This window comes from Streptomyces tropicalis, from assembly GCF_029269835.1.
Classification (GTDB): Bacteria; Actinomycetota; Actinomycetes; order Streptomycetales; family Streptomycetaceae; genus Streptomyces; species Streptomyces tropicalis.
The window spans coordinates 351,223-377,664 of record NZ_JARJBB010000005.1 but is presented as its reverse complement, the minus strand read 5'-3'; the positions used below and the strand labels follow the sequence as shown (position 1 = coordinate 377,664).

The following is a 26,442-nucleotide window of genomic DNA, read 5'->3' as shown; positions in this document are numbered from 1 at the left end:
TCAGACCTCTTCGGTGGCGCCGCCGGTCCCGTCGGCGGAGGTGGCGGGGTCCCGCTCGGCGGGCAGGGCGGCGGCGCGGGCGGTGTCCCCGGCGGCCGCGGCGGCACCCGCGCTCCCGTCGCCCTCGTACGCGCCCCGGATCGCGTCGAACCGCTTCATCCGCTCCAGCACGGATTCCGCCGTGGGATGCTCCATCCCGTCCACGATCCGCCCGTCCGCCAGGAAGAGCACCAGGTCGGAGTGGGCGGCGGCACCCGGGTCGTGGGTGACCATCACGACCGTCTGCCCGAGCCGGTCCACGGCGTCGCGCAGGAATCCGAGCACCTCCAGGCCGGCCCGCGAGTCGAGGTTGCCCGTCGGTTCGTCCGCGAAGATCAGCTCGGGGCGCGAGGCGAGCGCCCGCGCGCAGGCGACGCGCTGCTGCTGGCCGCCGGAGAGCTGGGCCGGCCGGTGCTTCAGCCGGTCCCGCAGGCCCAGCGCGTCGATCACCCGGTCCAGCCAGTCCCGGTCGGGGCGGCGGCCCGCGATGTCCAGGGGCAGGGTGATGTTCTCCAGCGCGTCGAGCGTCGGGACGAGGTTGAACGACTGGAACATGAAGCCGACCCGGTCCCGGCGCAGCCGCGTCAGCTCCCGGTCCCTCAGCCCGGTGATCTCGGTGCCGCCGAGCCACACCCGGCCCGCGGAGACGGTGTCGAGGCCGGCCAGGCAGTGCATCAGCGTCGACTTGCCCGACCCGGAGGGGCCCATGACGGCGGTGAACCGGCCGCGGGCGATGTCCACGTCCACCGCGTCCAGCGCGAGCACGGTGGTCTCGCCCGTGCCGTAGGCCTTGGTCAGGCCACGGGCACGGGCCGCGGCCCGCTCGGCCGGCACCGCGCCCGGCGCCGCAGCAGGTGTGGGCACGGCGTCCTCCTCCGTCGTCGCGCGGGCCGGCGTCCGTCCCGCTCCGCCCCCGGCCGAGCCTAGTGTGACCGGGCCCACATCCGGTATCCCGCGCGCGGCCGGGCGGCGGGCCGCCGGACGTGTGCCCTGCACCGGGCCTTGCCTGTGATAGCGGTCCGGCGCTAGCTTCGAAGGCATGGCGAAGACCCAGCTGAACGTGCGGGTGGACGAGGGCACCGCCCGCGCCGCCCGTGAACGCGCCCTGGCCCGCGGGATGAGCGTCAACCGCTACATCGAGGAACTGGTGCGCCAGGACGCCGGCGAGGTAGGCCACACCTTCGTGGAGGCCGCCGCCGACTTCATGAAGCAGTACGAGGCCGTCTTCGCCGAGGAGTTCGGCGGAGACCGCGAGGGCCACCGGCACGGCCGGGGCGAAGGCCGTCGCTGACCGTTGGACGACCTCAGGATCGATCTCGCCTGGCTGCTCATGCTCGCCGAACGGATGACCCCGGGAGACCCGCAGGTCACCGACTGGGGGGCCCTGGTCGCCGCCGTCGCGCGGCACCAGGCGGAGATATTCGACGTGCCCGTCTACGACTCCCCGCAGGCGCGGGCCGCCGCCCTGCTCCAACTCCTGCTGCACGTCCCCGCGCTGGAGCGGTCCAACGCGCTGTTCGCCTCCGCCGTCGCCTACGCCTACCTGGTCGCCAGCGGGCTGAAGGTGGTGACCTCGCCCGAGCAGGTGCGCGAACTGGCGCGGCTGGTCAAGAGCGGCGAGGCGTCGCTGGACGACATCGCGGAGGAACTGCGCCAGTGGAGCCGGTGATCGGGCACCACCGGTGACACCGTCCGGCCCGGCACACCGGCCGGGTCCGCGACGGTGCCGCCCGGTGCGCCGTGCGGTGCCCGGCGCACCAGGCGCGCGCCGGTCCGGACCGGTGTCATCCCCGGCCCTCCGCGAACGGAGCCGGTGCCTCGCGGGTCGTGAAGGACTCCGCGTCCCAGTCGCCGTGCAGCCGCGGAGCCAGCCAGGTCGGGGCCGCGGCGCGGAACGCGTCGGGCGCGAGCGCCCCGGCGCCCTCCGGGAGCGCCCCGAGCAGCGGTGCCCCGGCGACCGCGGGCAGGTCGGCCAGGTTGCAGCGGGAGGCGAGATCGGCCTCCCGGGGCCAGCTGCCGATCACGACGCCCAGCAGGTCGAGTTCCCGGGAGCGCAGTTCACGCGCCGTCAGCTCCGTCGTGTTCAGCGTGCCCAGACCGGCCGACGCCACGACCAGGACCGGGGCACGCAGCAGCCGGGCCGCCTCCGCGAGGGTCCCGCCCGCCGCGTCGAGGCGGACCAGCAGACCGCCCGCCCCCTCGACCAGCACCAGGTCGTGCTCGGTGGCCAGCTTGGCGGCGGCGTCGGCCACGTCCTGCGGACGCACCGGCGCCATCCCGGCCCGCAGCGCCGCGGTCGCCGGGGCCAACGGCTCCGGGAATCGGGCGAGTTCCTGCGCCGTCACCGGCCCGGCGAGCCGTGCCACCTCGTCGGCGTCCCCGCGCTCGGCGGGTCCGACGCCCGTCTGCGCGGGCTTGAGCACGGCCACCGACCGTCCGGCGGCCGCGGCCGCCGCGGCCACCGCCGCAGTCGCGACCGTCTTGCCGACCTCCGTGCCGGTGCCCGTGATGATCAGTACCGGCATGTCAGCCCTCCCGCGCCGCCGCGCACACCGCGCGGGCGATCCGTGCCACGTCCGCGTCACCCGTGACGTACGGCGGCATCGTGTAGATCAGGTCCCGGAACGGCCGCAGCCACACGCCCTCGCGCACGGCGGCGCGGGTCGCCGCTGCCAGATCGACGGGATGGTCGAGCTGGACCACGCCGACGGCGCCGAGGACACGCACGTCCGCGACGCCCTCCAGGTCCGCCGCCGGGGCCAGCCCGGCCCGCAGCCCCGCCTCGATGCGCTCGACCTCGGCCCGCCAGTCCTGGCCGAGGAGCAGCTCGACCGAGGCGCAGGCCACGGCCGCCGCCAGCGGATTGCCCATGAAGGTGGGGCCGTGCGCCAGCACCGGCACCTCGCCGCGGGAGATCCCGTCGGCGACCCGGCCGGTGCACAGCGTCGCCGCCATCGTCAGGTAGCCGCCGGTCAGCGCCTTGCCCACGCACATCACGTCCGGGGTCACGGCCGCGTGCTCGGCCGCGAAGAGCGTGCCGGTGCGCCCGAACCCGGTCGCGATCTCGTCGAACACTAGCAGCACGTCGTGCGCGTCGCACGCCTCGCGCAGCACCCGCAGGTACGCGGGGGAGTGGAAGCGCATGCCGCCCGCGCCCTGGACCACCGGCTCGACGATCACTGCGGCCAGCTCGTGGGCGTGCCGCCCGACCAGGTCGTGCAGACGCGCCGCGTACGCCTCCTCGTACCCGGCGGGGGGCGCGTCCGCGAACACCTGGCGGGGCAGGACCCCGGTCCACAGGTCGTGCATCCCGCCCTCGGGGTCGCACACGGACATCGGCTGCCAGGTGTCCCCGTGGTAGCCGCCGCGCCAGGTCAGCAGGCGCCGCTTCTCCGGACGGCCGAGCGAACGCCAGTACTGCAGGCACATCTTGACCGCGACCTCGACCGACACCGAGCCGGAGTCGGCGAGGAACACATGCTCCAGCCCCTCGGGCGACATGTCGACAAGGAGCTTCGCGAGGCGGACGGCGGGCTCATGGGTGAGCCCGCCGAACATCACATGGCTCATGCGCGCCAGCTGCGCGTGCGCCGCCTCGTTGAGCACCGGGTGGTTGTAGCCGTGGATCGCCGACCACCACGAGGCCATGCCGTCGACCAGCTCGCCCGAGCCGTCGGCGAGCCGGAGCCGGACCCCGCTCGCCGACTCCACGACGAGCGGTTCCTGCCGGCCGGGCATCGGGCCGTACGGATGCCACACGTGCCGCCGGTCGAGCTCCAGCAGCTCCGGCACGCTCCGGGGGGACGGATCAGGCATTGGGTGCGAGGTCCGTTCCGGCACCCCGGCGGCGCACGGCGACCAGGTCCGGGCGGGGCTCGTCGGCGGCCGGCGCCGGCGCCGGTGCGGAGCCGCAGATGCCGCCGCCCTCGTGGGAACCGCAGCCGCCCGCGTCGTGCCCGCCGCAGCCGGTGTCCCCGGCGGACCCGCAGCCGGCGCTCGGGTGGGACCCGCAGTCGCGGGCCGCCCGGTGCTCGGGCAGCGTCACCCGGTCGGCGCCCTCCACCTCGAAGCCCGCGTCCGCGATCATGTCCAGGTCGGCCTTGCCCGCCTGGCCCTCGCTGGTCAGGTAGTCGCCGAGGAAGATGGAGTTGGCCAGGTGCAGGGCGAGCGGCTGCATGGAGCGCAGGTGCACCTCGCGGCCGCCCGCGATGCGCACCTCGACGTCCGGGCAGACGAACCGGGTCATGGCCAGGATGCGCAGGCACCGCTGCGGGGTGAGGTGCCACTCCTTCGCCAGCGGGGTGCCCTCGAAGGGGATCAGGAAGTTCACCGGCACGGAGTCGGGGTCCAGCTCGCGCAGCGAGAAGACCACGTCCACCAGGTCCTCGTCGCTCTCGCCCATGCCGGCGATCAGGCCCGAGCAGGCGGACAGCCCGGCGGCGTGCGCCTTCTGCACCGTGTCCACCCGGTCGGCGTACGTGTGGGTGGTGGTGATGTCGCCGTACGTCGACTCGGAGGTGTTGAGGTTGTGGTTGTAGGCGTCGGCCCCCGCGTCGCGCAGCCGCTCGGCCTGGCCGTCGGAGAGCAGGCCCAGACAGGCGCACACCTCGACGCCCTCGTTCTCGTCCTTGATGGCCTTGATGGTCCGGGAGACCCGGTCCACGTCCCGGTCCGTCGGCCCGCGGCCGCTGGCCACCAGGCAGACCCGCTTGGCACCGCCGGCCAGCCCCGCGGCCGCGGCCCTGGAGGCGTCCTCGGGCTTCAGCCAGGTGTACTTCAGGATCTCGGCCTTGGATCCCAGCCGCTGGGAGCAGTAGGAGCAGTCCTCGGGGCACAGGCCCGACTTGAGGTTGACGAGGTAGTTGAGTTTCACCCGTCGGCCGAACCAGTGACGGCGCACCTTTCCGGCCGCGGCGACCACGTCGAGAAGGTCGTCGTCGGAGGTGGCCAGCACGGCCAGAGCTTCCTCGCGGGTCGGCAGCTCGCGCCGAAGCCCCTTGTCCACCAGCGTGTTCAGCAGGTCCATGAGATCCGATCCTGTCCTACGGGGCCGCCCGGGGCCAAGGAGAGTTTGCACAACAGAGACGGTTCGACGTGTGGGTATTGCCACACCATGCGCCGGACACCCTGCGGCTAGGGTCTGTGCACTGCCTACAAAAGCCCCCGGAGGAGCCATGGCGTTCGGCTGGATCGACGAGCAGGCCCGGGCGCGTCGCCGTGCCGGACTCGTCCGGACCCTGCGCCCCCGCCCGGCCGACTCGCCCCTCCTGGACCTCGCCGGCAACGACTACCTCGGGCTCGCCCGGCATCCCGCGGTCACCGGGGCCGCGGCGGACGCGGCCCGCGTCTGGGGCGGCGGCGCCACCGGCTCCCGCCTGGTCACCGGCACCACCGAGCTGCACACGGAGCTGGAGACGGAACTGGCCGCCTTCTGCGGTTTCGAGGCCGCGCTGGTCTTCTCCTCCGGCTACGCGGCCAACCTGGCGGCGGTCACCGCGCTCGCCCCGCACGGCTCGCTGATCGTCTCCGACGCGGGCAACCACGCGTCCCTCATCGACGGCTGCCGGCTGGCGCGCGGCACCACGCAGGTCGTGGCGCACGCCGACCCCGAGGCGGTGCGCAAGGCGCTGGGCACGCACGAGGGCCCGGCGGTCGCGGTGTCCGACACCGTCTTCTCGGTCGACGGGGACGCGGCCCCGCTGGCGGAACTCGCGGCGGTCTGCCGGGAGCACGGCGCGGGACTCGTCGTCGACGACGCCCACGGGCTGGGCGTGCTCGGGGACGGCGGCCGCGGCGCGCCGCACGCGGCCGGTCTCGCGGGCGCCGACGACGTGGTCGCGACCGTCACCCTGTCCAAGTCCCTCGGCAGCCAGGGCGGCGCCGTGCTCGGGCCGGCCGGGGTGATCGACCACCTGCTCAACGCGGCCCGGACGTTCATCTTCGACACCGGGCTCGCTCCCGCGGCCGCGGGAGCCGCCCTCGCCGCCCTCCGGCTGCTGCGCGGCGAGCCCGAGCGGGCGGCCGGTGCACGCGCGGTCGCGGCGGAGCTGCACGCGCGGCTGACCGACGCCGGGCTGACGGCGGTACGTCCGGACGCCGCGGTCGTCTCGGTGTGCGCGCCCTCCCCGGAGGCGGCCGTGGCATGGGCCGCGGACTGCCGTGCCGCGGGCCTGGCCGTGGGCTGCTTCCGTCCTCCCTCCGTGCCCGACGGCATCTCACGGCTCAGGCTCACGGCCCGTGCGGACCTCACCGGTGCGCAGATCGCCCACGCGGCCCGGGTGATCGTGGACGCACGGCCATGAGTCGGCGTGACACGGCCGTGCGATGCCGTCAGTGGAGCGCGGCGAGGAAGTCCGCCCAGCTCCCGGGGGAGAAGAGCAGCGCCGGTCCGGCCGGATCCTTCGAGTCCCGCACGGCGAGCAGGCCCGCTGGGGGGCCGGAGCGCGGCGAGCCCGTCTCGACACAGTTGTTGGCTCCGGTGCTGTAGCTGCTGCGCAGCCACCGCACGTCGTGCAGATCGGTGCTGGAGGATACGTTCCGAGGCAGAGCGGACATGAGTGCCTCCCCACGCTGTTGTGGGCCGTGACCTGTCCCGGTCATGCGCCGTGACCTGTCCCGGCGATGAGATCCAACGAGTCCTCCGGTGAAAGGGCGTGTGCCCGGAGGGTGTTGAAGGCCTCGCTGTAGGCCTCCAGGTCTTCTTTCCGTTCGAGATAGAGGCTACTCGTCAAGTGGTCGAGAACAACCACATCCAGATCAGATGTGTTCAGAAATGAGAAGATAACGAAAGGGCCCGTGAGGCCGATATGCGCCCCGGCCGCGAACGGCAGCACCTGCAGCCGCACCTGGGGCAGCCGTGCCGCCTCCACCAGCCGCTCCCGCTGCCGCGCCATCACCTCAGGCCCCCCGACCTCGCGGCGCAGCACCGCCTCGTCCAGCACCGCGCTGAGCCTCAGCGGCGGCTGGGCGTGCAGCACGTCCTGGCGGGCCAGCCGCACCTCGACCAGCGCGTCCAGCCGGTCCTCGTCGAGCCCCTCCACCGCGGACCGGGTCACCGCACGGGCGTACTCGGGGGTCTGGAGCAGCCCGGGGACGACCGTGGTCTCCAGCGTGCGCATCCCGCTGGCCTGCGACTCCAGGCTGATGAAGTCCCGGTACGTCGGCGGCAGCACACCGCGGTAGGCGTGCCACCAGTGGTGCCGCCCGCCGCGGTCCTCCGACCCCGCCAGCACCAGCAGCAGCTCCCGCAACTGCGCGTCGTCGACGGCGTACGCGTCGAGCAGCAGCCGCACGTCGGCCGGTTTCACGCCGCTCGCGCCCGTCTCGATCCGGCTCACTTTCGACTGGTGCCAGCCGACCAGACGGGCCGCCTCGCCACTGGTGAGACCCACGCCGCTGCGCAGCGCGCGCAGTTCGGCACCCAGTTTCCGGCGGCGCACCGCGGGACCATGCTGCATGGGTTCTTCCCTACTCCCTCGAGACCACCCGGATCCGCTCTGCCGTCGCAGAGTTCACCGCATCGAGCGACAGATATATGCATATCTTGGTGGATCGCCACGCGTGAGCGACGCGGTGATGGCAGTCTGGCGACGAAGCACCAGTCCGGGACCGTACTCGAACCATCCGCTCCGTGTCGGACCGCGGTCCTGTGGGAAAGGGACGGCGTCGCCATGGCAGACCATCTGGAAGCATCCGTCACTCTGCCGAGCGATCCCGCCTCGGTCGCGGCCGCCCGCACCTATGTGCTGGACACCTTGGCGGAGTGGGGTCTGCCGGCCGACACGGACGCCGCCGACACCGTCCGGCTCATCGTCTCCGAGCTGGCCACCAACGCCGTCCAGCACACCTTCGGTCAGTCGCCCACCTTCACGGTGGACCTGCTCCTCGACCGGGACGAAGAGTTGCGCATCGGGGTCACCGACAGCCATCCGCGGTTCCCGAAACGGCTCCCGGCCGCCGTCCAGCAGGACAACGGCCGGGGCATGGTGATCATCCGTTGGCTCACCGCGGAGTACGGCGGCAGACTGACGGTGCGGCCGACGCGTGAGGGCGGCAAGACCGTCCGCGTCGAGCTGCCGTGGACGGTCGGCGTCAGCCCGGTGCCGGCCGCCGGCCTTCAGGAGCCCTGAGCCCCCTTCCGGCAGGGCGCGCGTCCGCCTGCGGCGGGGGCGCGCACACGGGCACCACGCCCGGTGCGCGGGTCGTCCCGGACCGGGCGGTGACGGCGCTCCACCGGCGTGCCGTCACCCGCCCGGGCCGGCCGTCAGCCGACCCGGCCGTACCAGACGCTCCTCGTCCAGATCTTCTGCAGCTTCACCACGTCCCCGGTCTTGGGAGCGTGCCAGATCTTGTTGTGACCCGCGTAGATCCCGACGTGGTAGACGCTCGAGCCGGAATGGAAGAACACCAGGTCCCCGGCCCTGCGGTTCCGCGCCGCGATGTGATGGGTCGTGTTGTACTGCTGGGCCGCCGTGCGCGGCAGCCGCTTGCCCACCCGCTTGAACGAGTAGAGCGTGAGCCCCGAGCAGTCGAACCGACGCGGGCCCGTCGCGCCCCACTTGTACGGGGCGCCCTTCTTGGACGCCGCGACCTGCATGGCCTTCGTCGCCATGGTGGCGGCCGAGGCGTCGGCAGCGGCGCCCGGGACCACGATGGAGCCGCTCACGGCGGCGAGGGTCAGGGCCGAGGCCGTGCCGGCCCGGGCCATCAGCGACGGGACACGATTGAGCGCAGTCATGCGCAACCCTTCGTCAGCCGCCTGTGAAGGATGACCTGTCGGATTCGGGCTGGCGAAGTTGCCCGGCCGCGTTGCCGCGGCTTCACCCCAAGGGCTGCTCGGACCGGTCATGGCGTGACCGTCCCGGCGACCCGTCGTGCTTGGGTCCTCCACTCCTGCCGATCCACTTCTGTCGACCGCTCACCCGGGCGGCGGCAGGACTCGGCGTCCGCCCGGATCGCCCCGCCGCTGTGGCGGGGGCTTGTCGTCAGACAGGGATCTTCACCTACGGATGTCCGAAAACCCCAACGGAACCGGGTGTTTGTGTTGTTACTCACCACTCGCCCGTTCGAGTGGACACACCGTCGATCGAAAAGCTGTACGCGTCTCGAACGGGCCCCGGACCAGGGGCGGAAGGGAGGATTCCGCCATCCGTGCACGCCCCTCGCGCAACCCGGACGGCCCGAAAAAAGCAGTGGTCGCTCCGCCGAAAGGGGGTACGTCGTTTGGTCCGTTTCAACTCACCGCCGAGCGGCCCGGATCGCGGATCCGGCCCGGGGCGGTCCCGGAAGCCCGGTCCGCGGCGGCTGACGGGCCGTCGGGATTCCGGTGACGCCGGCCGAGGGCGGATCCGCCGACCCGATCACGACGACGGCCGACGCGCCGACCGGGTGCGCGTACGGGCCGCGCTCTCGCGCGGTCAGGGAGCGGCCGAGGTCCGGTTAACGTCGTCGAAACTCCGGCGAACTAGCCTGCCGTTCCACGCCACCTGGGGTTTTTCCGTCCGGATTGCCGAAGATCGTGCAGTCTGTCGTGTGTTACACCTGTCCCCGTCGCGGTGGCTGCGGCAACCGGGCCCCGCACGGTCCGGAGCGAGGACTGTGAGGTGGGCCCGTGCAACTGACCCCGCACGAACAAGAGCGGCTGCTCATCCATGTGGCGGCCGACGTGGCCGAGAAGCGCCGGGCCCGCGGGCTGCGGCTGAACCACCCCGAGGCGATCGCGCTCATCACGTCGCACATCCTCGAGGGCGCCCGGGACGGGCGCGGGGTCGCCGAGCTGATGGCCTCCGGACGCAAGCTGCTCACCCGGGACGACGTCATGGAGGGCATCCCCGAAATGATCCACGACGTACAGGTGGAGGCCACCTTCCCTGACGGCACCAAGCTCGTCACCGTGCACGAGCCGATCGTCTGAGGAGGGGCCGATGATTCCCGGAGAGATCCTCTTCGCGGAGGAGCCGGTCCTCAGCAACGAGGGCCGCGAGGTCGCCCGGCTGACCGTGCTCAACACCGCGGACCGGCCGGTCCAGGTCGGCTCCCACTACCACTTCGCCGAGGCCAACCCCGGACTCGACTTCGACCGGGCCGCCGCCCGCGGTCTTCGACTCGACGTCGCCGCCGGGACCGCCGTGCGTTTCGAGCCCGGCATCCCGGTCGACGTCGCCCTCGTCCCGATCGGCGGCGCCCGGGTCGTGCCGGGGCTGCGCGGGGAGACCGGAGGCGCCCTCGATGCGTGAGATCCCGCGCGACGCCTACGCCGACCTGTTCGGCCCCACCACCGGCGACCGCATCCGCCTCGCCGACACCGACCTGCTCGTCGAGATCGAGGAGGACCGCTGCGGCGGCCCCGGACGTGCCGGTGACGAAGCCGTCTTCGGAGGCGGCAAGGTCGTCCGCGAGTCCATGGGGCAGTCGCGGGCCACCCGGGCCGACGGCACCCCCGACACCGTGATCACCGGCGCCGTCGTCATCGACCACTGGGGGATCGTCAAGGCCGACGTCGGCATCCGCGACGGCAGGATCACCGGTATCGGCAAGGCGGGCAACCCCGACACCATGGACGGCGTCCACCCCGACCTCGTCCTCGGCCCCGAGACCGAGGTCGTCGCCGGCAACGGCCGGATCCTGACCGCCGGGGCGATCGACGCGCACGTGCACTTCATCTGCCCGCAGATCGCCGACGAGGCGCTCGCCTCCGGCGTCACCACCCTCGTCGGCGGCGGCACCGGACCCGCCGAGGGGTCCAAGGCGACCACCGTGACGCCCGGCCCGTGGCACCTGGCCCGCATGCTGGAGGCGCTGGAGGCCCACCCGGTCAACATCGGTCTGCTCGGCAAGGGGAACACCGTCTCGCACGAGGCGCTGCTCTCCCAGATCCGCGGCGGGGCCGTGGGCCTGAAGCTGCACGAGGACTGGGGCTCGACCCCCGCCGCCATCGACGCCGCGCTCACCGCCGCCGACCGCACCGGCGTCCAGGTCGCCATCCACACCGACACGCTCAACGAGGCCGGCTTCGTGGCCGACACGCTCGCCGCCATCGGCGGGCGCGGCATCCACGCGTACCACACCGAGGGCGCCGGCGGGGGGCACGCGCCCGACATCATGACCGTGGTCTCCGAGCCGCACGTGCTGCCCAGCTCGACCAACCCCACCCGTCCCTTCACCGTCAACACCGCCGAGGAACACCTCGACATGCTGATGGTGTGCCACCACCTCAACCCGGCGGTGCCCGAGGACCTGGCCTTCGCCGAGTCGCGGATCCGCCCCTCCACCATCGGCGCGGAGGACGTCCTGCACGACCTCGGAGCCATCTCGATCATCTCCTCCGACTCCCAGGCCATGGGCCGGGTCGGGGAGGTCGTCCTGCGCACCTGGCAGACCGCGCACGTCATGAAGCGCCGCCGGGGCGCGCTGCCCGGCGACGGCCGTGCGGACAACCACCGCGTGCGCCGCTACGTCGCCAAGTACACGATCAACCCGGCCCTCGCGCAGGGCCTGGCCCGCGAGACCGGTTCCGTGGAGACCGGCAAGCTCGCCGACCTGGTGCTGTGGGATCCCGCGTTCTTCGGCGTCAAGCCGCTGCTGGTCCTCAAGGGCGGCCAGATCGCCTACGCGCAGATGGGCGACGCCAACGCCTCCATCCCGACGCCGCAGCCGGTCCTGCCGCGGCCGATGTACGGGGCGATCGGCCGCGCGCCGGCATGCAACTCGGTCAACTTCGTGGCTCCGGCGGCGATCGAGGACGGCCTGCCGGAGCGGCTCGGGCTGGGCAAGAGGTTCGTGCCGATCGAGTCGACGCGCGCGGTGACCAAGGCGGACATGCGGGAGAACGACGCGCGGCCGCAGGTGCGGATCGACCCCGACAGCTTCGCCGTGCACATCGACGGCGAACTGGTCGAGGCGGTACCGGCCGCCGAACTGCCCATGACCCAGCGATACTTCCTCTTCTGATGTCCCGGGCAGCGCTTCTCGTCCTGGCCGACGGCCGCTTCCCCGCCGGAGGGCACGCGCACTCCGGGGGCGCCGAGGAGGCCGTCCGGACCGGCCGGATCACCGACGCGGCGAGCCTGGAGTCCTTCTGCCGGGGGCGGTTGCACACCGCCGGACTGGTCGCGGCGGCCCTCGCCGCGGCCGCCGCGCTCGGCTGCGACCCCGCAGCTCTGGACGCGGCCGCCGACGCGCGGACCCCGTCCCCGGCGTTGCGCACCGCCGCGCGCCGGCTGGGGCGGCAGCTGATGCGGGCCGCCCGCGCCACCTGGCCCGGACTCGAACTCGACGCCGTGGCACGGGAGTTCCCGAGGGGTGTGCACCAGCCGGTGGTCCTCGGGCTCGCCGCCCGGGCCGCCGGGCTCGGTGCCGCCGACGCCGCGCACTGTGCGGTGTACGAGAGCGTCGGCGGGCCCGCCACCGCAACCGTGCGGCTGCTGAGCCTGGACCCCTTCGACGCCACCGCGGTCCTGGCCCGCCTGGCGCCGGAGATGGACCGCACGGCCGACACCGCGGTGTCGGCCGCCCACCGGGTGCGGAAGGGCGGGCCGGACGAACTGCCCGCGGCCTCCGCGCCGCTGCTGGAGATCGGCGCGGAGGCGCACGCGGCCCGGCCGGTGCGCCTCTTCGCCTCCTGACCCCTCGTCCGTGGAGCCGCACTGATGCATCTCGACCACTCCCTCCCGCTCCCCGCCCCCGCCGTCGGCGCCGACGCCCACCGGCCCGGCGGCGCCCGCCGGGCCCTGCGGGTCGGACTCGGCGGACCCGTCGGGTCCGGCAAGACCGCGACCGTCGCCGCGCTGTGCCGTGTCCTGCGCGACGAGCTGTCCCTGGCCGTCGTCACCAACGACATCTACACCCGGGAGGACGCCGAGTTCCTGCTGCGCGAGGCCGTCCTGCCGCCGGAGCGGATCACCGCCGTGGAGACGGGCGCCTGCCCGCACACGGCGATCCGCGACGACATCTCCGCCAACCTGGAGGCCGTCGAGGACCTGGAGGACGCCGTCGGGCCGCTGGACCTGGTCCTCGTGGAGTCCGGCGGGGACAACCTCACCGCGACCTTCTCCCGCGGGCTCGTGGACGCGCAGATCTTCGTCATCGACGTCGCCGGCGGGGACGACATCCCGCGCAAGGGCGGCCCCGGGGTGACCACCGCCGACCTCCTGGTCGTCAACAAGACCGACCTCGCCCCGTACGTCGGCTCCGACCTCGCACGGATGGCCGCCGACGCGAAGGCGGCCCGGGCGGAACTGCCCGTGGTCCTGCAGTCGCTGCGGAGCGAGGAGGGGGTCCGGGACGTCGCGGACTGGATCCGGGCGCGCGTCGCGGCGTGGACGGCGTGAGGACGGGCGGCGTCCGGGCCACCGCGCGCATCACCGCCCGTGGCGACGGCCGGGGCGGGACGGAACTGCCCGTGCTGGAGGGCGAGGGGCCGCTGGCGCCGCGGCGCACCCGGGGGAGCGGGGCGCAGGCGCGGGTGGTGCTCGTCGGCGCCATGAGCGGCCCGCTGGGCGGAGACCACCTCACCGTCCACGTCCGCGCGGCCACCGGGGCGCGGCTGCTGGTCGGGTCGGCCGCCGCCACCATCGCGCTGCCCGGCCAGGCCAAGGGCGACGCCCGGTACGACGTACGGCTCACCGTCGAGGACGGCGCGGAACTGCACTGGCTGCCCGAGCAGTTGATCTCCGCCCGGGGGAGCGAGCTGCGGGTCGTCACCCGGGTCGAGGCGGCGCCCACGGCGCGGCTGGTGCTGCGCGAGGAGCAGGTCCTCGGGCGGGTGGGCGAGGAGCCGGGACGGCTCACCAGCCGCCTCGCCCTGCGGATCGGGGGACGGACCGTACTCGACCAGGAACTGGCCTGCGGGCCCGGCGCGCCCGGCGGCTGGGACGGCCCGGCGGTCCTCGACGGCCATCGGGCCGTCGGGCAACTCCTGCTCGTGCGACCCGAGTTCGCCGAGGCGCCGGTCGGGGCCCGACCGGTGGCCGAGGGGGCCGTCCTGGTCCCGCTGGCAGGTCCGGCCGCACTGGTGACGGCGACGGCGCCCGATGCGCGGCTGCTGCGGCGCGCGCTGGACGCGGCGCTGTCCGCCCTGGGCTGACGGTCCGTCCCGCTCCGCTCAGCGGGACCGGCCGCGCCGGTTATCGGATTGGCAAAGAAGGCAAACAGAGTCTGTTCTCAGGAGCCTCACAGCCGCAAGGATCCGTCCTACTATTCGCATCGACGTACGGGGAGGTCCCCCTTGAGGGACATGAGACCGAAGAGCCGCACGGCGGCGCTCGGTTCGGCCGGCGCGCTCGTCACGGCGACCCTGATAGCCGGCGCGGTCGCCGCGCCCGCCGCGAGCGCGGACAGCCGCCACGGCCAGGACCGCGAGGCCCGCGGCGCCGCGATCGCCGCCGCCCGCGCCGCGCAGGCCGGTATCGACTGGCAGGACTGCCCGGCCGACTGGGGCCTGGCGAAGCCGATCCAGTGCGGCTGGGTCAGTGTGCCGCTCGACTACGCCAAGCCCTACGGCAAGCAGATCAAGCTCGCCGTGGACCGCATCGGCAACACCGGCACCGCGCAGGAGCGCCAGGGCGCGCTCGTCTACAACCCCGGCGGTCCCGGCGGCTCCGGCCTGCGGTTCCCGACCCGGGTCACCAACAAGAACCCCGTCTGGGCCAACGTCGCCAAGGCCTACGACTTCGTGGGCTTCGACCCGCGCGGCGTCGGCCACTCGGCGCCCATCTCCTGCATCGACCCGCAGGAGTTCGTCAAGGCCCCCAAGGCGGACCCGGTGCCCGACACCGAGGCCGACAAGAGCGCCCAGCGCAAGCTGGCCCGCGAGTACGCCGACGGCTGCTACGAGCGCAGCGGCGCGATGCTGCCGCACATGACGACGCCCAACACCGCGCGCGACATGGACGTCATCCGTGCCGCCCTCGGCGAGAAGAAGATCAACTACCTGGGCGTGTCCTACGGCACCTACCTCGGCGCCGTCTACGGGACGCTCTTCCCGGGCCACATCCGCCGGATGATCGTCGACAGCGTCGTCAACCCGTCGAAGGAGAAGATCTGGTACCAGGCCAACCTGGACCAGGACGTCGCCTTCGAGGGCCGCTGGAAGGACTGGGAGGACTGGGTCGCCAAGAACGACGCCGCCTTCCACCTCGGCACCACCCGCGACGCCGTCCAGGCGAAGTGGACCGCGCTGCGCGCCACCGCGAAGAAGAGCCCGATCGGCGGGGTCGTCGGCCCGGCCGAGCTGATCTCCTACTTCCAGAGCGCCCCGTACTACGACTCCGCGTGGGTGCCGATCGCCACGACCTTCGCCAAGTACGTCGCCGGCGACACCCAGGCGCTGGTCGACGCGGCCGCCCCCGACATGTCGGACACCGCGGGCAACATCAGCGCGGAGAACGGCAACGCCGTCTACACGGCCGTCGAGTGCACCGACGCCAAGTGGCCCACCAGCTGGAAGAAGTGGGACCGGGACAACACGCGGCTCAACCAGAACTACCCGTTCATGACCTGGGCCAACGCGTGGATGAACCTGCCCTGCGCCACCTGGCCGGTCAAGCAGCAGACCCCGGTCGACGTCCGGACCGGCAAGGGCCTGCCGCCCGTGCTGATCGTGCAGTCCACGCGTGACGCCGCCACCCCGTACGACGGCGCCGTCGAACTGCACCAGCGCTTCCGGGGCTCCCGCCTGATCACCGAGAAGGACGCGGGCTCGCACGGCGTGACCGGCCTGGTCAACCCGTGCATCAACGGCCGGGTGGACACCTACCTGCTCACCGGTCGGGTGGACCCCGCGGACGTGACCTGCGGACCGCACGCCACGCCCAAGCCGTAGGCGCACGCACATCGCGCGAGGGGCGGCCGGCCGGTCCGGCCGCCCCTTCGCGTCCCCTGCGGACGGGACCTCGGACCTCGAGCCGGCAGTCCTCCGCCGCGTAGTCGAACAGGTCCGGGTAGGCACGGGCCAGCAGCGGGAACGCCTCCCGCCAGTCCCTGCGGGCCGGCTCCCCGGTGAGCCAGGAGACCGTCCGCGCCAGGCTCTCCGCATAGCTCTCCACCGGCCGGTACCCCAGCTCCCGCCGCGCGGCCGCCATGTCGCACACCAGCGGCCGCTCCTCCGACCACGGGGTGCGCCCCACCGACGTGCCGGGCCCCGGGCCGGCGCGTGGGGGGGGGGGGGGCGGGCCCGGGGCCCGCCACGTCGGTGGGGCGGGGGCGCGCACGGTTCAGCTCAGGGGCGCCCGCGGGAGCCTGCGATCCCGGGTGCGCCGGGCTGCCGACAACTCCGCCTTGGCGTCCGCCGCGTACTGGTCGACGTACTCCTGCTCGGAGAGGGCGAGGATGGCGTACATGATCTCGTCGGTGACGGCCCGCAGCACCGCCTTCTCGTCCTCCATCCCCGCGTAGCGCGAGAAGTCCAGCGGCTCGCCGAAACGGATCGCGATCCGGCGGACGTGCGGGATCTTCCTGCCGGGCGGCTGCGCCTCGAACGTGCCGATCATCGCGCAGGGCACGACGGGGACCTGGGCCCGCAGGGCCATGACCGCCACGCCGACCTTCCCCTTGTAGAGGCGGCCGTCGTGCGAGCGGGTGCCCTCCGGGTAGATCCCCAGCAGCTCGTCCCGGCCGAGCACGCCCAGCCCCTCGCGGATCGCCGCCTGACCCGCCTCCTTGCCGGACCGGTCGACCGGGATCTGCCCGGCGCTGTGGAAGAAGGCCGCGGTGAGCCGGCCCTTCAGGCCCGGCCCGGTGAAGTACTCGGCCTTCGCCAGGAAGGTGATGCGTCGTCTGAGGATCGCCGGCATGACGAAGTGGTCGGAGAACGACAGGTGGTTGCCGGCGATGATCGCCGGGCCCGAGTCCGGGACGTGGTCGAGTCCCTCGATCCGCGGGCGGAACACCAGACGCAGCAGGGGGCCCAGCAGTACGTACTTGAGCAGGTAATAGAACACGGCTCGCACCTCACTCAATCAGTCCTCCCTTGTATCTGACGTCTTCCCAGGCCAAGGTGAGAATCACGGGAATGGGCTCATGTGCACCTGTGGTCATCTGTAGCCATGTTCAGCCGGTCTCATGCTGACTCTCCGCCGACTTTTCTGACTGTTCGTCACACCTGCGGGTGGGTGCGGCCGGGGCCGTGGCCAAGAGTGAGCGCGATCCAGCACGGCCGGTCCTCCATGCGGTGAGCACTGCTCGAGCGCCCGGACGCCGCGGGCGGCGGCCGGCACCATGTCGGCCGCCGCCCGGCGGAAGGGGTTCGGGTTCCCGTGGGGAGTGACGTGGCGTCAGCTGGTGGGGCTCCCCGCGACCCACTCGCTCCACGGCATGTTCCAGTCACTGAGGCCGTTGTCCGGTGCCAGCGTGGTCTTGTCCGCGGAGTTCTTGACGATCACGACGTCACCGATCATCGAGTTGTCGAAGAACCACGCGGCGGGCTGCCGGCCGTCGCGGCCGTTCCTGGCGTCCTTCAGGCCCACGCAGCCGTGGCTGGTGTTGACCTTGCCGAAGACCGAGTCGGGCGCCCAGTAGTTCCCGTGGATGAACGTGCCCGAGGCGGTCAGGCGCATGGCGTGCGGCACCGCCTGGATGTCGTACGCGGGCTTGCCGTTCTTGTCCAGGAGGCCGACGGTCGCACCGGCCATGTGGATCTGCCGGTACTTCTCGGAGATGACCATCCGGCCGTTGTACGTCGGGTGCTCGGGGCTGCCGGACGAGATCGGGATGGTCCTGATCGTCCTGCCGTCCCGTACGACGGCCATCCGCTTCGTCTTGGCGTCGACCGTGCTGATCTGGCTTCGGCCGATCTTGAACGTGACCCTCTTCTGGAGGCCGTGGAGCTGGAGGGTGACGGTGACGGTGGAGCCGGGCTTCCAGTAGTTCTCGGGGCGGAAGTCGAGACGCTCGTCGTTGAGCCAGTGACCGACGACCCGCTGACCGCTGCTGGAGCTGACCTGGATCCTCGACTCCACGGCGGCCTTGTCGCCGATCGCCTTGTCGAAGCCGACCGTCACCGGCATGCCCACGCCGACGGTCGAGCCGTCCTCGGGGGAGACGTGCCCGATGAAGTCGTTGGCGGGGGAGAGCGTGCTGATCGTGGCGTTCTGGGTGGCGGAGCGGCCCTTGGCGTCCTCGGCCTCTGCGGCGACCTGATACGTGGTGGCCCGCTCCAGGGGGCCGTTCGACGTCCAGGACAGGCCGTCCGCAGCCAGGGTGCCCGGAACCTCGGTACCGGTCGCGACGGCGGTCATGGTCACCTTGGTGAGCTTGCCGTCACTGACGGTGACCTTGACGGGGTCGTGAGTCCCGACGTGGTGGGCCCCTTGCGCGGGCGTGATCTCTATGCGGGCGTCGGAGGCGTCCTGGGCGGCCGCCTGATGATCGCCCGAAGCCGCAGGTGCAGGTGTCGGGGCACCGTTGCCGCCGGTGGCGGCGTTGCTGGTGCCGGCGAGGGCCGTGAGCGCGAGTGCACCGCCAAGTGCACCGGCTGCAGTCACCAGCCCGGTGCGTCGTTTACGTGCCGTGATCAAACGCTTCTCCCTTGCCGCTCTTCGTCGAATTCCTGGAGCTGATCGCCTAGGGGGGAATTAGCTCTAAAGCCACTTATACACATCTCTTTGTCCGGAATTAAGTGATTTGTGGTGAGGGCCACATGTCGTCCAGTGCGCCGCCGAGGCCCTGGTGGGCGGCTGTACGGACCGTGGTCGACGTGCTCTCGCCGCCCGGTGCCGGTCGGGACGGCGTGCCTCTCGAGGGCGGATCGCCCGAATCCGTCGGGGCCGGGGCGCAGGGGGCGGGGCGCGGCCGTCGGGTGAACGGCTCGCCCGCGAACGAACGGGTGCGGCGACCGGAACCGTGTGAAGACCCGGCGGCACGAGCCACCGCCCCGCTCCGGGGAGGGGGAGTGCGGCAGCGACGGCGAGGGTCCGGTGTCGTCCGCCGGGAACGCCTGCGACCTGCAGGAGGAACAGGAGGACGCGGTGCAGGCCGGCACCCGCAGTGCTCTCGGCGACAGGCCCGGCACGCCGGGCACCGGCGAGCTCTCCATGCTCCGCCTCCCCTGCAGCCACATGGACCCCGACTGCCGGCCCGGACCTGAAGAGGTCCGGGCCGGCAGTCGGGGTCCATGTGGCACGCCCGCGGCCAAGGAATCGTCACGCCGCACAACGGGGGCGGAGAGCGCCGCTCAGTTCGCGTACACGTCCGGTGACCGCGGGTCTCAGCGCGGCAGGAGCGGCCCGAGCGGCCCCAGGTCGATGTTGAGGTCCTCGGGGCCGAGGTCGTAGCGGTCGCGCAGTTCGGCCATCCGATCCTCGAGGAGCATCAGGGTCAGACCGATGCGGTCCTCCTGCTCCTCGGTGAGGTCGCCCTGGTCGAAGCGCCGCAGTGCCTGCCGCTCCATCAGCTGCCGCAGGAGTTCCACGATGGTGAGCACGAGCTTCATCAGATCGCGTTCCACGGAGTCGGGCTCGATCTGGATCTGCCCGCGCCGCCGCTCCACCCCGGGACTGCGGGGCGCTGCTCGGCACGCGGAGCACAGATCACTGTCGGTGTGCTCCGCCGCCTCGGCCGGGGGCTGCATGTCGTCCGGAGCGCTCACAGCGCACCTTCCCAGGGGGAGGGGACAGTCTCGTTGATCGAACTGATCAAGGCGTTCAGATCGATCCGGACCAGGTCCACGTCCGCGATGCGCAAGGTGATGTCCCCCGTGAGGACGACCCCGCCCGCGAGGAGCCTGTCCAGCAGGTCCACGAGGGCTATCTCTCGCCGTTCGATGACGGTCATGGCGTGTCACCTGCCGACGGTTGCGTCGTGTCCGAGCGTTCCTCGGGCTGCCGGGAGAAGGAGTACGCGGCCCAGGGTCCGGTCAGTTCCACTCGCAGACCGGGCTGCTCGTCCTTGCGTGCGTCGACCTGTTCCGCAAAGGCATCCGATGCCGAACGGTGCACCAGGTAGGCCGCGTTGAGGACGTTGCGGCCCGCGGCCCGGGTGAGTTCGGGACTCTGCGGGGCGTGGAGCCGCGTCTCGTCGGCGTGCAGCGACAACTGGTCGTGCAGGCGCTGCGCGAAGGTCTCCGCCCGTCGCCACACCTCGTCGCGGCCCGCTCGCTCGGCCCGGCGGCGGCGAAGGTAGTCACGTCCCGACCCCGTGGCGAGGGAGCTTCCCGACAGGCGGCTTCGCCCGCCGTGGTCCGCGGCGCCGGAGCCACCGCGTGGCGCTGCAGTCGGCTCGGCCTGCTCCTCCTCCACATAGACCTTCACCCCCCACTCGACCCGTTCGTGGATGCGCGTGAGAGAGGCGCGGAGCCGGTCGGCCTCTGTCTCCAGCATGGCGCGTACGCCGCTGTCGTCGCGAAACACCGTGGCCAGGCGCAACGGCACCGGGCTGGTGACCTTGGCGAGGGCCGCGATCACCGTGTCGTGGGCACGAGCGGTCTCGGCCAGCCAGTCGAGGTTCTCCAGGTGGCGGCGCAGGGCACTCTCGGAGAACTGGTCGGCCGGCACGTCGCTCACCATCGCGGTCAGACCGGCGTGGTGCACCGTGCGAGGAGCGGCGCCCCCGACACCGGCCAGGTCCGCTCCGAGCGGGGCCCCGAGGGGGCTGCAGACCGCATAGACATAGCGGAGATCACTCATGCCGCGGCTCCCTCCGTCGGGCCGTGTCGAGCGCCTCGTGAGCGTCCCCGCTCTCCAGGGCGGCGAGCCGCCTCTTCAACTCGGCGTTCTCCTCAGCGAGTTCCTTGTGGCGGGCGCCCGAGGACAAGGCCGGGTCGTGCTCCCACCAGTCGATGCCCATCTCCTTGGCCTTGTCGACCGACGCCACGATCAGGCGCAGTTTGATGGTGAGCAGTTCGATGTCGAGCAGATTGATGCGGATGTCGCCCGCGATGACGATGCCCTTGTCGAGCACGCGTTCCAGGATGTCGGCGAGGTTCGCCCCCGAACTCCCCCCGCCCAGGGGGGAGTCGGGAAAGCTGCTTGCGGGACCCATCAACGGCTCCGGGCATCTGCGTGCTCGCGGCGCCCACGCCTCTCGGAACCGTCCTCGTCGTCGACGTACTCGTCCTCGGGCTCGTCGTCGGCGTACTCGTCCTCGAACTCCTCGTCGTCGGCGTACTCGTCCTCGGGCTCGTCGTCGGTGTACTCGTCGTCCTCGTCCTCGTACGCCGGCTCGTCCTCGTCGACGTACTCGTCCTCGTCCGCGTACTCGTCCTCCTCGGTGTGCTCCCGGGGCTCCTCGTCCGCGTAGGCATCGTCCTCGTGGTCGTCCGCCTGATCGGAAGGTTCACCCTCGTGCACGTCGTCCGGGGAGTCCTGGGCGCGCCGCTCGTCCTCCTCGGCCACGGCGTCGTCGTGGCTGCGCACGACCTCACCGTCGCGGATCTCACCGCGCCAGCCGTCGGTCGCTTCGCCCTTGAGGGAGACGAAGCGTGCGAAGTGCTTGAGGTCCAGGCGGGCACGGCGGCCCTGCGCACGCCAGATGTTGCCGGTCTTCTCGAAGAGGCCCTTCGGGTAGTACTCGATGATCAGAAGGACGCGGGTCAGGTTCTCGCCGAGCTCATGGAAGGTGACGACCCCCTTCGTGGTGCCCTTGGCCCCCTCGGAGGTCCAGCAGATGCGCTGGTCGGGTATCTGCTCGGTGGTGTGCGCCTTCCAGCTCCGGCTGGACCAGAAGATCTTCATCTGCCAGTCGGAGGTCACGTCGTCCGCACGGTTGGCGTTCTTGACGCCCCGGGCGAAGGTGGAGAACTCCTGGTACTGCGTCCACTGGTCGTAGGCAGCGCGTACGTCGACTCCGACGTCGATGCTCTCGAGGATGACCGTCGGCTTGTTGCCGCCGCCGGACTTGGACTTGCCCTTGCCGCCCTTGCCGAACAGGCCCTTGACCCCGCTGACCACGTTGTCCTTGAGGTGGCCGGCGCCCACTTCGACCGCCGTGCGCACGGGACCCTTGCCCTCGGCGAGCTTGCGGCCGCTCTGCAGGGCGAGTTTGGCGAAGCCCGGGCTGTTCCCCTGCGCGATGTCGTTGAGCGTGCTCGTGGTCCGGCCCAGCTTGCGACCGGCTCCGGTCAGAACGCGCGTCGCCTGCGCGGCCAGGTAGTCCTGCGCCTCGGCCTTGAGCCGTTCGGCGGCCTGGCTCCTGGCCAGATCCGTGAGCGGGTTCGCCCTGGTCGGCTCAGCCATTGCCGCGCTCTCCCTTCGCTCCGCCGCGCGGGGACCGCCGGGCGGTCCCCGCGGCCTTCTTGGCCGGAGACGAGGCCGCCTTCTTGCCGGCCGTCTGGCTGCGCTTGCGAGGCGCTGTCTTCCGCCCGTCGGACGCGGCCGACTTTCGTGCCTGGGTCCGCTTGCGAGGTGCCGGACGGTCCGCGTCCTGCGCCTGCTCGTCGCTCTCCTCCTCACTGTCGGCGCTCCGCGACGAGCGTCCCGTGAGCTTCCCGCCCCGTCCTCCCGTGGCCTTGTCCGCCACGTCGTCGACATCGTCGAGGTCGGGCGCCACACCCTCGATGCGGTCACGCACGCCGGCGGTCCTGCTGTGCAGCCGGTTGGCGAGACCCTCCATCTGCCGTTCGAGAATCGCGCCGGTCGCGGCCTTGCCGACCCCTCGGAAGTCCTCGCGGAGCTGTCCGCCTATCTCCTTGAACGCCGGGTTGGCATCCAACCGCGTACGGACTAGATCGAGGACGGCCGTGGGACTCAGCTGCAGCTTCTTGCCGGCGACCAAGGTGCCGACGGCGAACGCAAGCTTCATCTTCTTGGTGCGTCCGAGGACGTAGCCGGCTCCTACGGCGAGTCCGAGTGATGCTCGGTTCATGGTGTGTCGTCCGTTCCTGCACGCGAGACTTCACGCGCCTGCTTGTCTGGTCCGACTGGCTTCCAGCCGGTCGAGGAGTTCGTCCTCCAGGCGGTCGAACGTCTCCTCGTCGATGTCGCCGGCCTCCAGCTGCTCCTCCAGACGGGCCAGCTGGGCCTGCACGGCCGAGGGGTCGTAGTACTGGCGCTCTGCTTCCGCGACCACTTGGTCCAGGACCCACATGGAGCCCCTCACCGGAGCCAGCGGCAGCAGGAGTACCTCGCTCAGCAGCCCCATGAAGGCCTCAGTCCGCGGCCGGAGCCGCCGGGCCTGGTTCCACGAAGCTGTAGGGCGGCAGCGGGCCGTTGACGCGGAACACCAGGTGGGGGTGTGCCTGGCGCAGTTCCTCGATCGCCCCCAGCAGCCGCTCGGAAGTGGCGCGGTTCACGAGGAAGGAGAGATTGGTGATCCAGCCGCTGCTCTCGGGCGCGGCGCTGACGGCGTCCGCGTGCGGTTCAAGGGTGGCGCGCACCAGCTCGGCGTCCTGGACCTCGCGAGCCTGCACGGCCTTGACGACCAGTTCGCCCAGGCGCAGCTTGTCCTCGTGCGTCCCACCCCCGGAGCCCCGGTTGCTCTCCGTCAGGGCGCGTACGTCGGCGTTCTGGGCCATGACGGTGTGCAGCACGGCGTCTTCGTCGTGCTGGGCCTTGACGTTGTACTCCACCCGGTCGCTCAGGGCTTCCAGCCGCTCCCGGTAGTGCGTGGCCCGTTCCTCCAGGGCGGAGGCGACTGCGTCGTCGTCGTGCGCCACGCTGCCGAAGCGCATCGGCAGGATGGTCCCGCCGCCTCCGGCTTCGGCCAGGACGTTCTGGTGAGCGAGCAGGTCCCGGCGCTTGGGCCGCAGATTCTCGGGAGCGTCGCTGACGAGCGCGGCGAGCCCGCCGCCCTTGACCGTGCGGACCTTCAGTGCCGGACTTCCGATGCCTTCCATGCCCTCGGGCAGGGTCGGGTGGTCGGCGTCCGCGATGCCGTAGACGTACGTGCTCACTCCTGCTCCTCCTTGCGGCGGCTCGAGGAGGCCCGGCGCTGACGCGGCCGGGACTGGCTCTCGCCCTCGTCACGGGCCTGGCTGAAGGCTTCCGAAATGGTCTGGGCGGCTCCGGACAGGGCGCCCTTGGTCTTGCCGCGCGCACCGGATTCCATGGTGTCGCCCACGATTTCCGGCAGGCCGGGACTCTTGTTCGCGCCGCTTTCCAGGTCAAGCCGGTTGCACGCTTCGGCAAAGCGCAGGTACGTGTCCACGCTGGCGACGACGACACGGACGTCGATCTTCAGAATTTCGATGCCGACGAGCGACACCCGGACGAAGGCGTCGATGACAAGACCTCGGTCCAGCACCAGTTCGAGTACGTCGTAGAGGCCACTGGTACCTCCGCCTCCGCCGCTCTGCTGGGTCGTGGCGACAGTCATGGGCAGTCCTCCTTGTCCTCTGTGTTCGGGGTCTTCTGTGCTTGGGGTTTTCCGTGCATTCCTGGACGGCGTTCTCAGCCGGAGCGGCGGTCGTCCGACCGTCCCCGCTCGTAACGCCTGATCCTCTGATAGCCGGTGAGCATCCCCTGGTGATCGAGGGTGACCCGGTAACTCGCAAGCAGGCTCATGGTGTCGGGAACCCGGGACAGTTCCAGGACCTCCACTTCGAGATTCCAACCGTCCTCGGTGGCACTGAAAGTGGAGACCGCGTCGACGGGCTTGCCGGTGAGCTCGCCCAGTTGCTCGCGCGCCTCTCGGATGGCCTCGGCGGGGCGAAGCCTCTCGGTGCGTCGAGGAGGTGCCTCTTCGTCAGGTTCGCTCCCGCGACTGCTCTTCTTGGCAGTTGTTCTGGATGTGTTGCCGGACCCTGCGTGTGATGAATCAGATGAGTTCGTCATAGGAACCTCCCAGCCGCTCCCACCTCTGGTTCCCGTGAATGCCTGGCTAAACCTTCACAGTCCCTGTGATTCACATGGGCGCTCCCTGGGCAGTGGGCCGGCCCGCGGAGGGGCCAACCGCCGCCGCGACAGCGGGGGGTACTGGGGTCCGACTTCCCCGCTCCTGCCGAGTTACGGCTCCCGGAGGGTGCTGAGTTGATCCGGGCGGAGGCCCCGGTGCTCGACGCACGGCTTCGGATGTGTCTCATCGCACAGCGGGGAGTCGTCCCGGTACGGGCTGAATCCGGTCGGTCCTGGCAGCGCCGCGAGGTGCCCTGGCGGGCGTCGTGCACACGCCGACGGCACGGGGCCACCCCCGGTCCCGTCGGCCCCGTCGGCCCCCGCGGCGCGGGCTCGTACGGCGCGGGGCGGAGGCGGCTCGAGGGCGTGAGTGACGACGTGATGCGTGCCGACGCCCGTGAGGGACATGCGGAAGACATGTCGTATGTAAACAGCGTGGGAGGCTCGGGTGCAGCGGGTGAAGGAAAGGAGAGCGGGCCGGAAGAGTACGGCCCGTCGGACTCGGTCGAACGGGCAGCGCCGGACTCTCCGATCGAACTGCCCAAGCGAGCATGGAGGGACGTGCTCAAGCGGAGTCTTCGTGAGTTCCAGGAAGACGAGTTGGTGGACCGTGCGGCAGCTCTGACCTACTATGCCGTCCTTTCGCTCTTTCCCGCGCTGCTGGTGCTGGTGTCCCTCCTGGGCGTGGTGGGGAAGAACGTCACTCGCAGGATTCTCGACAACCTGGAGACCCTTGCGCCGGGGTCGGTCCGGGACATTCTCACCAGCACGGTGACGCAGTTGCAGGGCAATGCCGGCACCGGCTCGGTCATGGCCGTGATCGGACTGGTGCTCGCGGTCTGGTCGGCGTCGGGCTACGTCGGGGCCTTCGTCAGGACCGCCAATCAGGTGTACGACGTCCCGGAGGGCCGCCCGCTCTGGAAGATCCTCCCGCTGCGCCTGGGGCTCACGCTCGCGCTGATGGTGCTGGCGGCGCTCACCGCACTCATCGTGGTCCTCAGCGGAGGCGTCGCCAAGAGGGTGGGAGACTACTTCCACGTGGGCGACACCGCCCTTGCGGTCTGGTCCTTCGCCAAGTGGCCCGTGCTGGCCGTGCTGCTGGTGCTGATGATCGCCCTGCTCTACTGGGCGACCCCCAATGTCAAGGGCCGCGGGTGGCTCTGGGTCACCCCGGGCGGGCTTCTCGCGTTGCTCGTCTGGCTGGTGGCGTCCGCCGGATTCACCTTCTACGTGTCCGGCTTCTCCTCGTACAACAAGACGTACGGGGCGATGGCCGGAGTGATCGTGTTCCTCGTGTGGCTGTGGCTGAGCAATCTCGCCCTCCTGCTGGGGCTGGAATTCGATGCGGAAGTCACGCGGCAGCGCGCCATGGCCGGCGGCCACCCGGAGGAGGCCGAGCCTTTCGTGGAACCGAGGGACACCCGGGCCTGGGACGAGCGGGACGAGCAGCAGGCGACGTGACGCCGCGCGCGGCGTCACGCGGAAACGATCTGCGTCGGGGGCGGCCATTCGCGGGGGACTTCCCTGGCCGCCCCCGGCGCATGCCGTGCTTTGAATCCGTGCACGCGAAGGCCGACCGGAGGAATCTCCGGTCGGCCTCCCGGCGAGCAGGTGCTCGGCCGCCCTTACCTCATTTACCTCA

At 71.8% G+C, this 26,442-nt stretch carries 31 protein-coding genes; 12 read left to right on the top strand and 19 right to left on the bottom strand.

Going from position 1 to position 26,442, the window contains the following annotated elements; genetic code table 11:
* On the bottom strand, positions 1-903 hold the full coding sequence (locus P3H78_RS13205) for an ABC transporter ATP-binding protein (protein ID WP_276109122.1): 903 nt from the start codon (positions 901-903) through the stop codon (positions 1-3).
* 175 nt (positions 904-1,078) lie between these two features.
* Here P3H78_RS13205 and P3H78_RS13200 point away from each other — a divergent pair, with 175 nt between their 5' ends.
* Both P3H78_RS13200 and P3H78_RS13195 read left to right on the top strand, forming a co-directional pair.
* The gene (locus tag P3H78_RS13200) at positions 1,079-1,330 is read left to right on the top strand and encodes an antitoxin (protein WP_276109121.1); all 252 of its coding nucleotides are present in this window, start codon (positions 1,079-1,081) and stop codon (positions 1,328-1,330) included.
* A gap of 3 nt (positions 1,331-1,333) precedes the next feature.
* Positions 1,334-1,708: a fic family toxin-antitoxin system, toxin component gene (locus P3H78_RS13195; protein ID WP_276109120.1), complete on the top strand. Its 375-nt coding sequence runs from the start codon at positions 1,334-1,336 to the stop codon at positions 1,706-1,708.
* A gap of 115 nt (positions 1,709-1,823) precedes the next feature.
* Here the strand turns inward: P3H78_RS13195 and bioD are convergent, their stop codons facing one another.
* From bioD to bioB, 3 genes are read right to left on the bottom strand one after another with little or no spacing between them, the layout of a single operon-like run.
* Positions 1,824-2,564 carry a dethiobiotin synthase gene (bioD, locus tag P3H78_RS13190; RefSeq protein WP_276109119.1) on the bottom strand — a complete coding sequence of 247 codons (741 nt, stop codon included), beginning with the start codon at positions 2,562-2,564 and terminating at the stop codon, positions 1,824-1,826.
* A 1-nt stretch (position 2,565) separates the two neighbouring features.
* A complete protein-coding gene (locus P3H78_RS13185; protein WP_276109118.1) occupies positions 2,566-3,855 on the bottom strand; it encodes an adenosylmethionine--8-amino-7-oxononanoate transaminase in 1,290 nt (429 codons plus the stop codon).
* Entirely contained in the window at positions 3,848-5,065 is a 1,218-nt protein-coding gene (gene bioB / locus P3H78_RS13180; RefSeq protein ID WP_276109117.1) for a biotin synthase BioB, read from the bottom strand. The genes P3H78_RS13185 and bioB overlap by 8 nt, the downstream gene beginning before the upstream one ends.
* 148 nt (positions 5,066-5,213) lie before the next feature.
* Between bioB and P3H78_RS13175 the strand changes: the two genes are divergently transcribed.
* On the top strand, positions 5,214-6,341 hold the full coding sequence (locus P3H78_RS13175) for an 8-amino-7-oxononanoate synthase (RefSeq protein ID WP_276109116.1): 1,128 nt from the start codon (positions 5,214-5,216) through the stop codon (positions 6,339-6,341).
* Positions 6,342-6,369: 28 nt separating this feature from the next.
* Here the strand turns inward: P3H78_RS13175 and P3H78_RS13170 are convergent, their stop codons facing one another.
* Both P3H78_RS13170 and P3H78_RS13165 read right to left on the bottom strand, forming a co-directional pair.
* Positions 6,370-6,594: a DUF397 domain-containing protein gene (locus P3H78_RS13170; RefSeq protein ID WP_276109115.1), complete on the bottom strand. Its 225-nt coding sequence runs from the start codon at positions 6,592-6,594 to the stop codon at positions 6,370-6,372.
* Between the two features lie 41 nt (positions 6,595-6,635).
* Entirely contained in the window at positions 6,636-7,496 is an 861-nt protein-coding gene (locus P3H78_RS13165; RefSeq protein ID WP_276109114.1) for a helix-turn-helix domain-containing protein, read from the bottom strand.
* Between the two features lie 213 nt (positions 7,497-7,709).
* Between P3H78_RS13165 and P3H78_RS13160 the strand changes: the two genes are divergently transcribed.
* On the top strand, positions 7,710-8,168 hold the full coding sequence (locus P3H78_RS13160) for an ATP-binding protein (protein WP_276109113.1): 459 nt from the start codon (positions 7,710-7,712) through the stop codon (positions 8,166-8,168).
* Positions 8,169-8,302: 134 nt separating this feature from the next.
* Here P3H78_RS13160 and P3H78_RS13155 read toward each other — a convergent pair whose 3' ends face one another.
* Positions 8,303-8,776, bottom strand: coding sequence for a C40 family peptidase (locus P3H78_RS13155; protein WP_276109112.1), 474 nt, complete (start codon positions 8,774-8,776; stop codon positions 8,303-8,305).
* Between the two features lie 873 nt (positions 8,777-9,649).
* Here P3H78_RS13155 and P3H78_RS13150 point away from each other — a divergent pair.
* From P3H78_RS13150 to P3H78_RS13120, 7 genes are all read left to right on the top strand, one after another.
* Complete coding sequence (locus P3H78_RS13150) at positions 9,650-9,952, top strand: urease subunit gamma (protein WP_276109111.1); 303 nt, start codon at positions 9,650-9,652, stop codon at positions 9,950-9,952.
* A 10-nt stretch (positions 9,953-9,962) separates the two neighbouring features.
* Complete coding sequence (locus P3H78_RS13145) at positions 9,963-10,274, top strand: urease subunit beta (protein ID WP_276109110.1); 312 nt, start codon at positions 9,963-9,965, stop codon at positions 10,272-10,274.
* Positions 10,267-11,988 (top strand): urease subunit alpha, encoded by a 1,722-nt coding sequence (locus tag P3H78_RS13140; RefSeq protein ID WP_276109109.1) that lies wholly within the window; start codon positions 10,267-10,269, stop codon positions 11,986-11,988. Before P3H78_RS13145 ends, P3H78_RS13140 begins: the two co-directional genes overlap by 8 nt.
* The gene (locus tag P3H78_RS13135; RefSeq protein WP_276109108.1) at positions 11,988-12,662 is read left to right on the top strand and encodes an urease accessory protein UreF; all 675 of its coding nucleotides are present in this window, start codon (positions 11,988-11,990) and stop codon (positions 12,660-12,662) included. Before P3H78_RS13140 ends, P3H78_RS13135 begins: the two co-directional genes overlap by 1 nt.
* Before the next feature lie 24 nt (positions 12,663-12,686).
* Positions 12,687-13,367, top strand: a complete 681-nt coding sequence (gene ureG / locus P3H78_RS13130) for an urease accessory protein UreG (RefSeq protein WP_276109107.1) — start codon at positions 12,687-12,689, stop codon at positions 13,365-13,367.
* On the top strand, positions 13,364-14,122 hold the full coding sequence (locus tag P3H78_RS13125; RefSeq protein ID WP_438827964.1) for an urease accessory protein UreD: 759 nt from the start codon (positions 13,364-13,366) through the stop codon (positions 14,120-14,122). The genes ureG and P3H78_RS13125 overlap by 4 nt, the downstream gene beginning before the upstream one ends.
* Before the next feature lie 141 nt (positions 14,123-14,263).
* A complete protein-coding gene (locus tag P3H78_RS13120; RefSeq protein WP_438827958.1) occupies positions 14,264-15,859 on the top strand; it encodes an alpha/beta hydrolase in 1,596 nt (531 codons plus the stop codon).
* A gap of 391 nt (positions 15,860-16,250) precedes the next feature.
* Here the strand turns inward: P3H78_RS13120 and P3H78_RS13110 are convergent, their stop codons facing one another.
* The 12 genes from P3H78_RS13110 to P3H78_RS13055 form a co-directional block, all read right to left on the bottom strand.
* Entirely contained in the window at positions 16,251-16,976 is a 726-nt protein-coding gene (locus P3H78_RS13110) for a lysophospholipid acyltransferase family protein (RefSeq protein WP_276109104.1), read from the bottom strand.
* A gap of 333 nt (positions 16,977-17,309) precedes the next feature.
* Positions 17,310-18,551, bottom strand: coding sequence for a L,D-transpeptidase (locus P3H78_RS13105; protein ID WP_276109103.1), 1,242 nt, complete (start codon positions 18,549-18,551; stop codon positions 17,310-17,312).
* A 689-nt stretch (positions 18,552-19,240) separates the two neighbouring features.
* Positions 19,241-19,603, bottom strand: a complete 363-nt coding sequence (locus P3H78_RS13100; RefSeq protein WP_438827963.1) for a gas vesicle protein K — start codon at positions 19,601-19,603, stop codon at positions 19,241-19,243.
* Between the two features lie 14 nt (positions 19,604-19,617).
* Positions 19,618-19,806: a gas vesicle protein gene (locus tag P3H78_RS13095; RefSeq protein ID WP_276109101.1), complete on the bottom strand. Its 189-nt coding sequence runs from the start codon at positions 19,804-19,806 to the stop codon at positions 19,618-19,620.
* A complete protein-coding gene (locus P3H78_RS13090) occupies positions 19,803-20,657 on the bottom strand; it encodes a GvpL/GvpF family gas vesicle protein (RefSeq protein ID WP_276109100.1) in 855 nt (284 codons plus the stop codon). The genes P3H78_RS13095 and P3H78_RS13090 overlap by 4 nt, the downstream gene beginning before the upstream one ends.
* Positions 20,650-21,012 (bottom strand): gas vesicle protein, encoded by a 363-nt coding sequence (locus tag P3H78_RS13085; protein ID WP_276109099.1) that lies wholly within the window; start codon positions 21,010-21,012, stop codon positions 20,650-20,652. Before P3H78_RS13085 ends, P3H78_RS13090 begins: the two co-directional genes overlap by 8 nt.
* Entirely contained in the window at positions 21,012-22,205 is a 1,194-nt protein-coding gene (locus tag P3H78_RS13080; RefSeq protein WP_276109098.1) for an SRPBCC family protein, read from the bottom strand. The genes P3H78_RS13085 and P3H78_RS13080 overlap by 1 nt, the downstream gene beginning before the upstream one ends.
* Positions 22,198-22,833 carry a DNA primase gene (locus P3H78_RS13075; protein ID WP_276109097.1) on the bottom strand — a complete coding sequence of 212 codons (636 nt, stop codon included), beginning with the start codon at positions 22,831-22,833 and terminating at the stop codon, positions 22,198-22,200. Before P3H78_RS13075 ends, P3H78_RS13080 begins: the two co-directional genes overlap by 8 nt.
* Positions 22,834-22,863: 30 nt before the next feature.
* Complete coding sequence (locus tag P3H78_RS13070; RefSeq protein ID WP_276109096.1) at positions 22,864-23,109, bottom strand: gas vesicle protein GvpG; 246 nt, start codon at positions 23,107-23,109, stop codon at positions 22,864-22,866.
* Positions 23,110-23,116: 7 nt separating this feature from the next.
* Positions 23,117-23,860, bottom strand: coding sequence for a GvpL/GvpF family gas vesicle protein (locus P3H78_RS13065; RefSeq protein WP_276109095.1), 744 nt, complete (start codon positions 23,858-23,860; stop codon positions 23,117-23,119).
* Positions 23,857-24,282: a gas vesicle structural protein GvpA gene (locus tag P3H78_RS13060; RefSeq protein ID WP_276109094.1), complete on the bottom strand. Its 426-nt coding sequence runs from the start codon at positions 24,280-24,282 to the stop codon at positions 23,857-23,859. Before P3H78_RS13060 ends, P3H78_RS13065 begins: the two co-directional genes overlap by 4 nt.
* A gap of 74 nt (positions 24,283-24,356) precedes the next feature.
* Positions 24,357-24,740 carry a gas vesicle protein GvpO gene (locus P3H78_RS13055; protein ID WP_276109093.1) on the bottom strand — a complete coding sequence of 128 codons (384 nt, stop codon included), beginning with the start codon at positions 24,738-24,740 and terminating at the stop codon, positions 24,357-24,359.
* A gap of 477 nt (positions 24,741-25,217) precedes the next feature.
* On the opposite strand from P3H78_RS13055, the gene P3H78_RS13050 reads away from it, so the two are divergent.
* Positions 25,218-26,261 carry a YihY/virulence factor BrkB family protein gene (locus P3H78_RS13050; protein ID WP_276109231.1) on the top strand — a complete coding sequence of 348 codons (1,044 nt, stop codon included), beginning with the start codon at positions 25,218-25,220 and terminating at the stop codon, positions 26,259-26,261.
* The last annotated feature ends 181 nt before the right edge of the window (positions 26,262-26,442 follow it).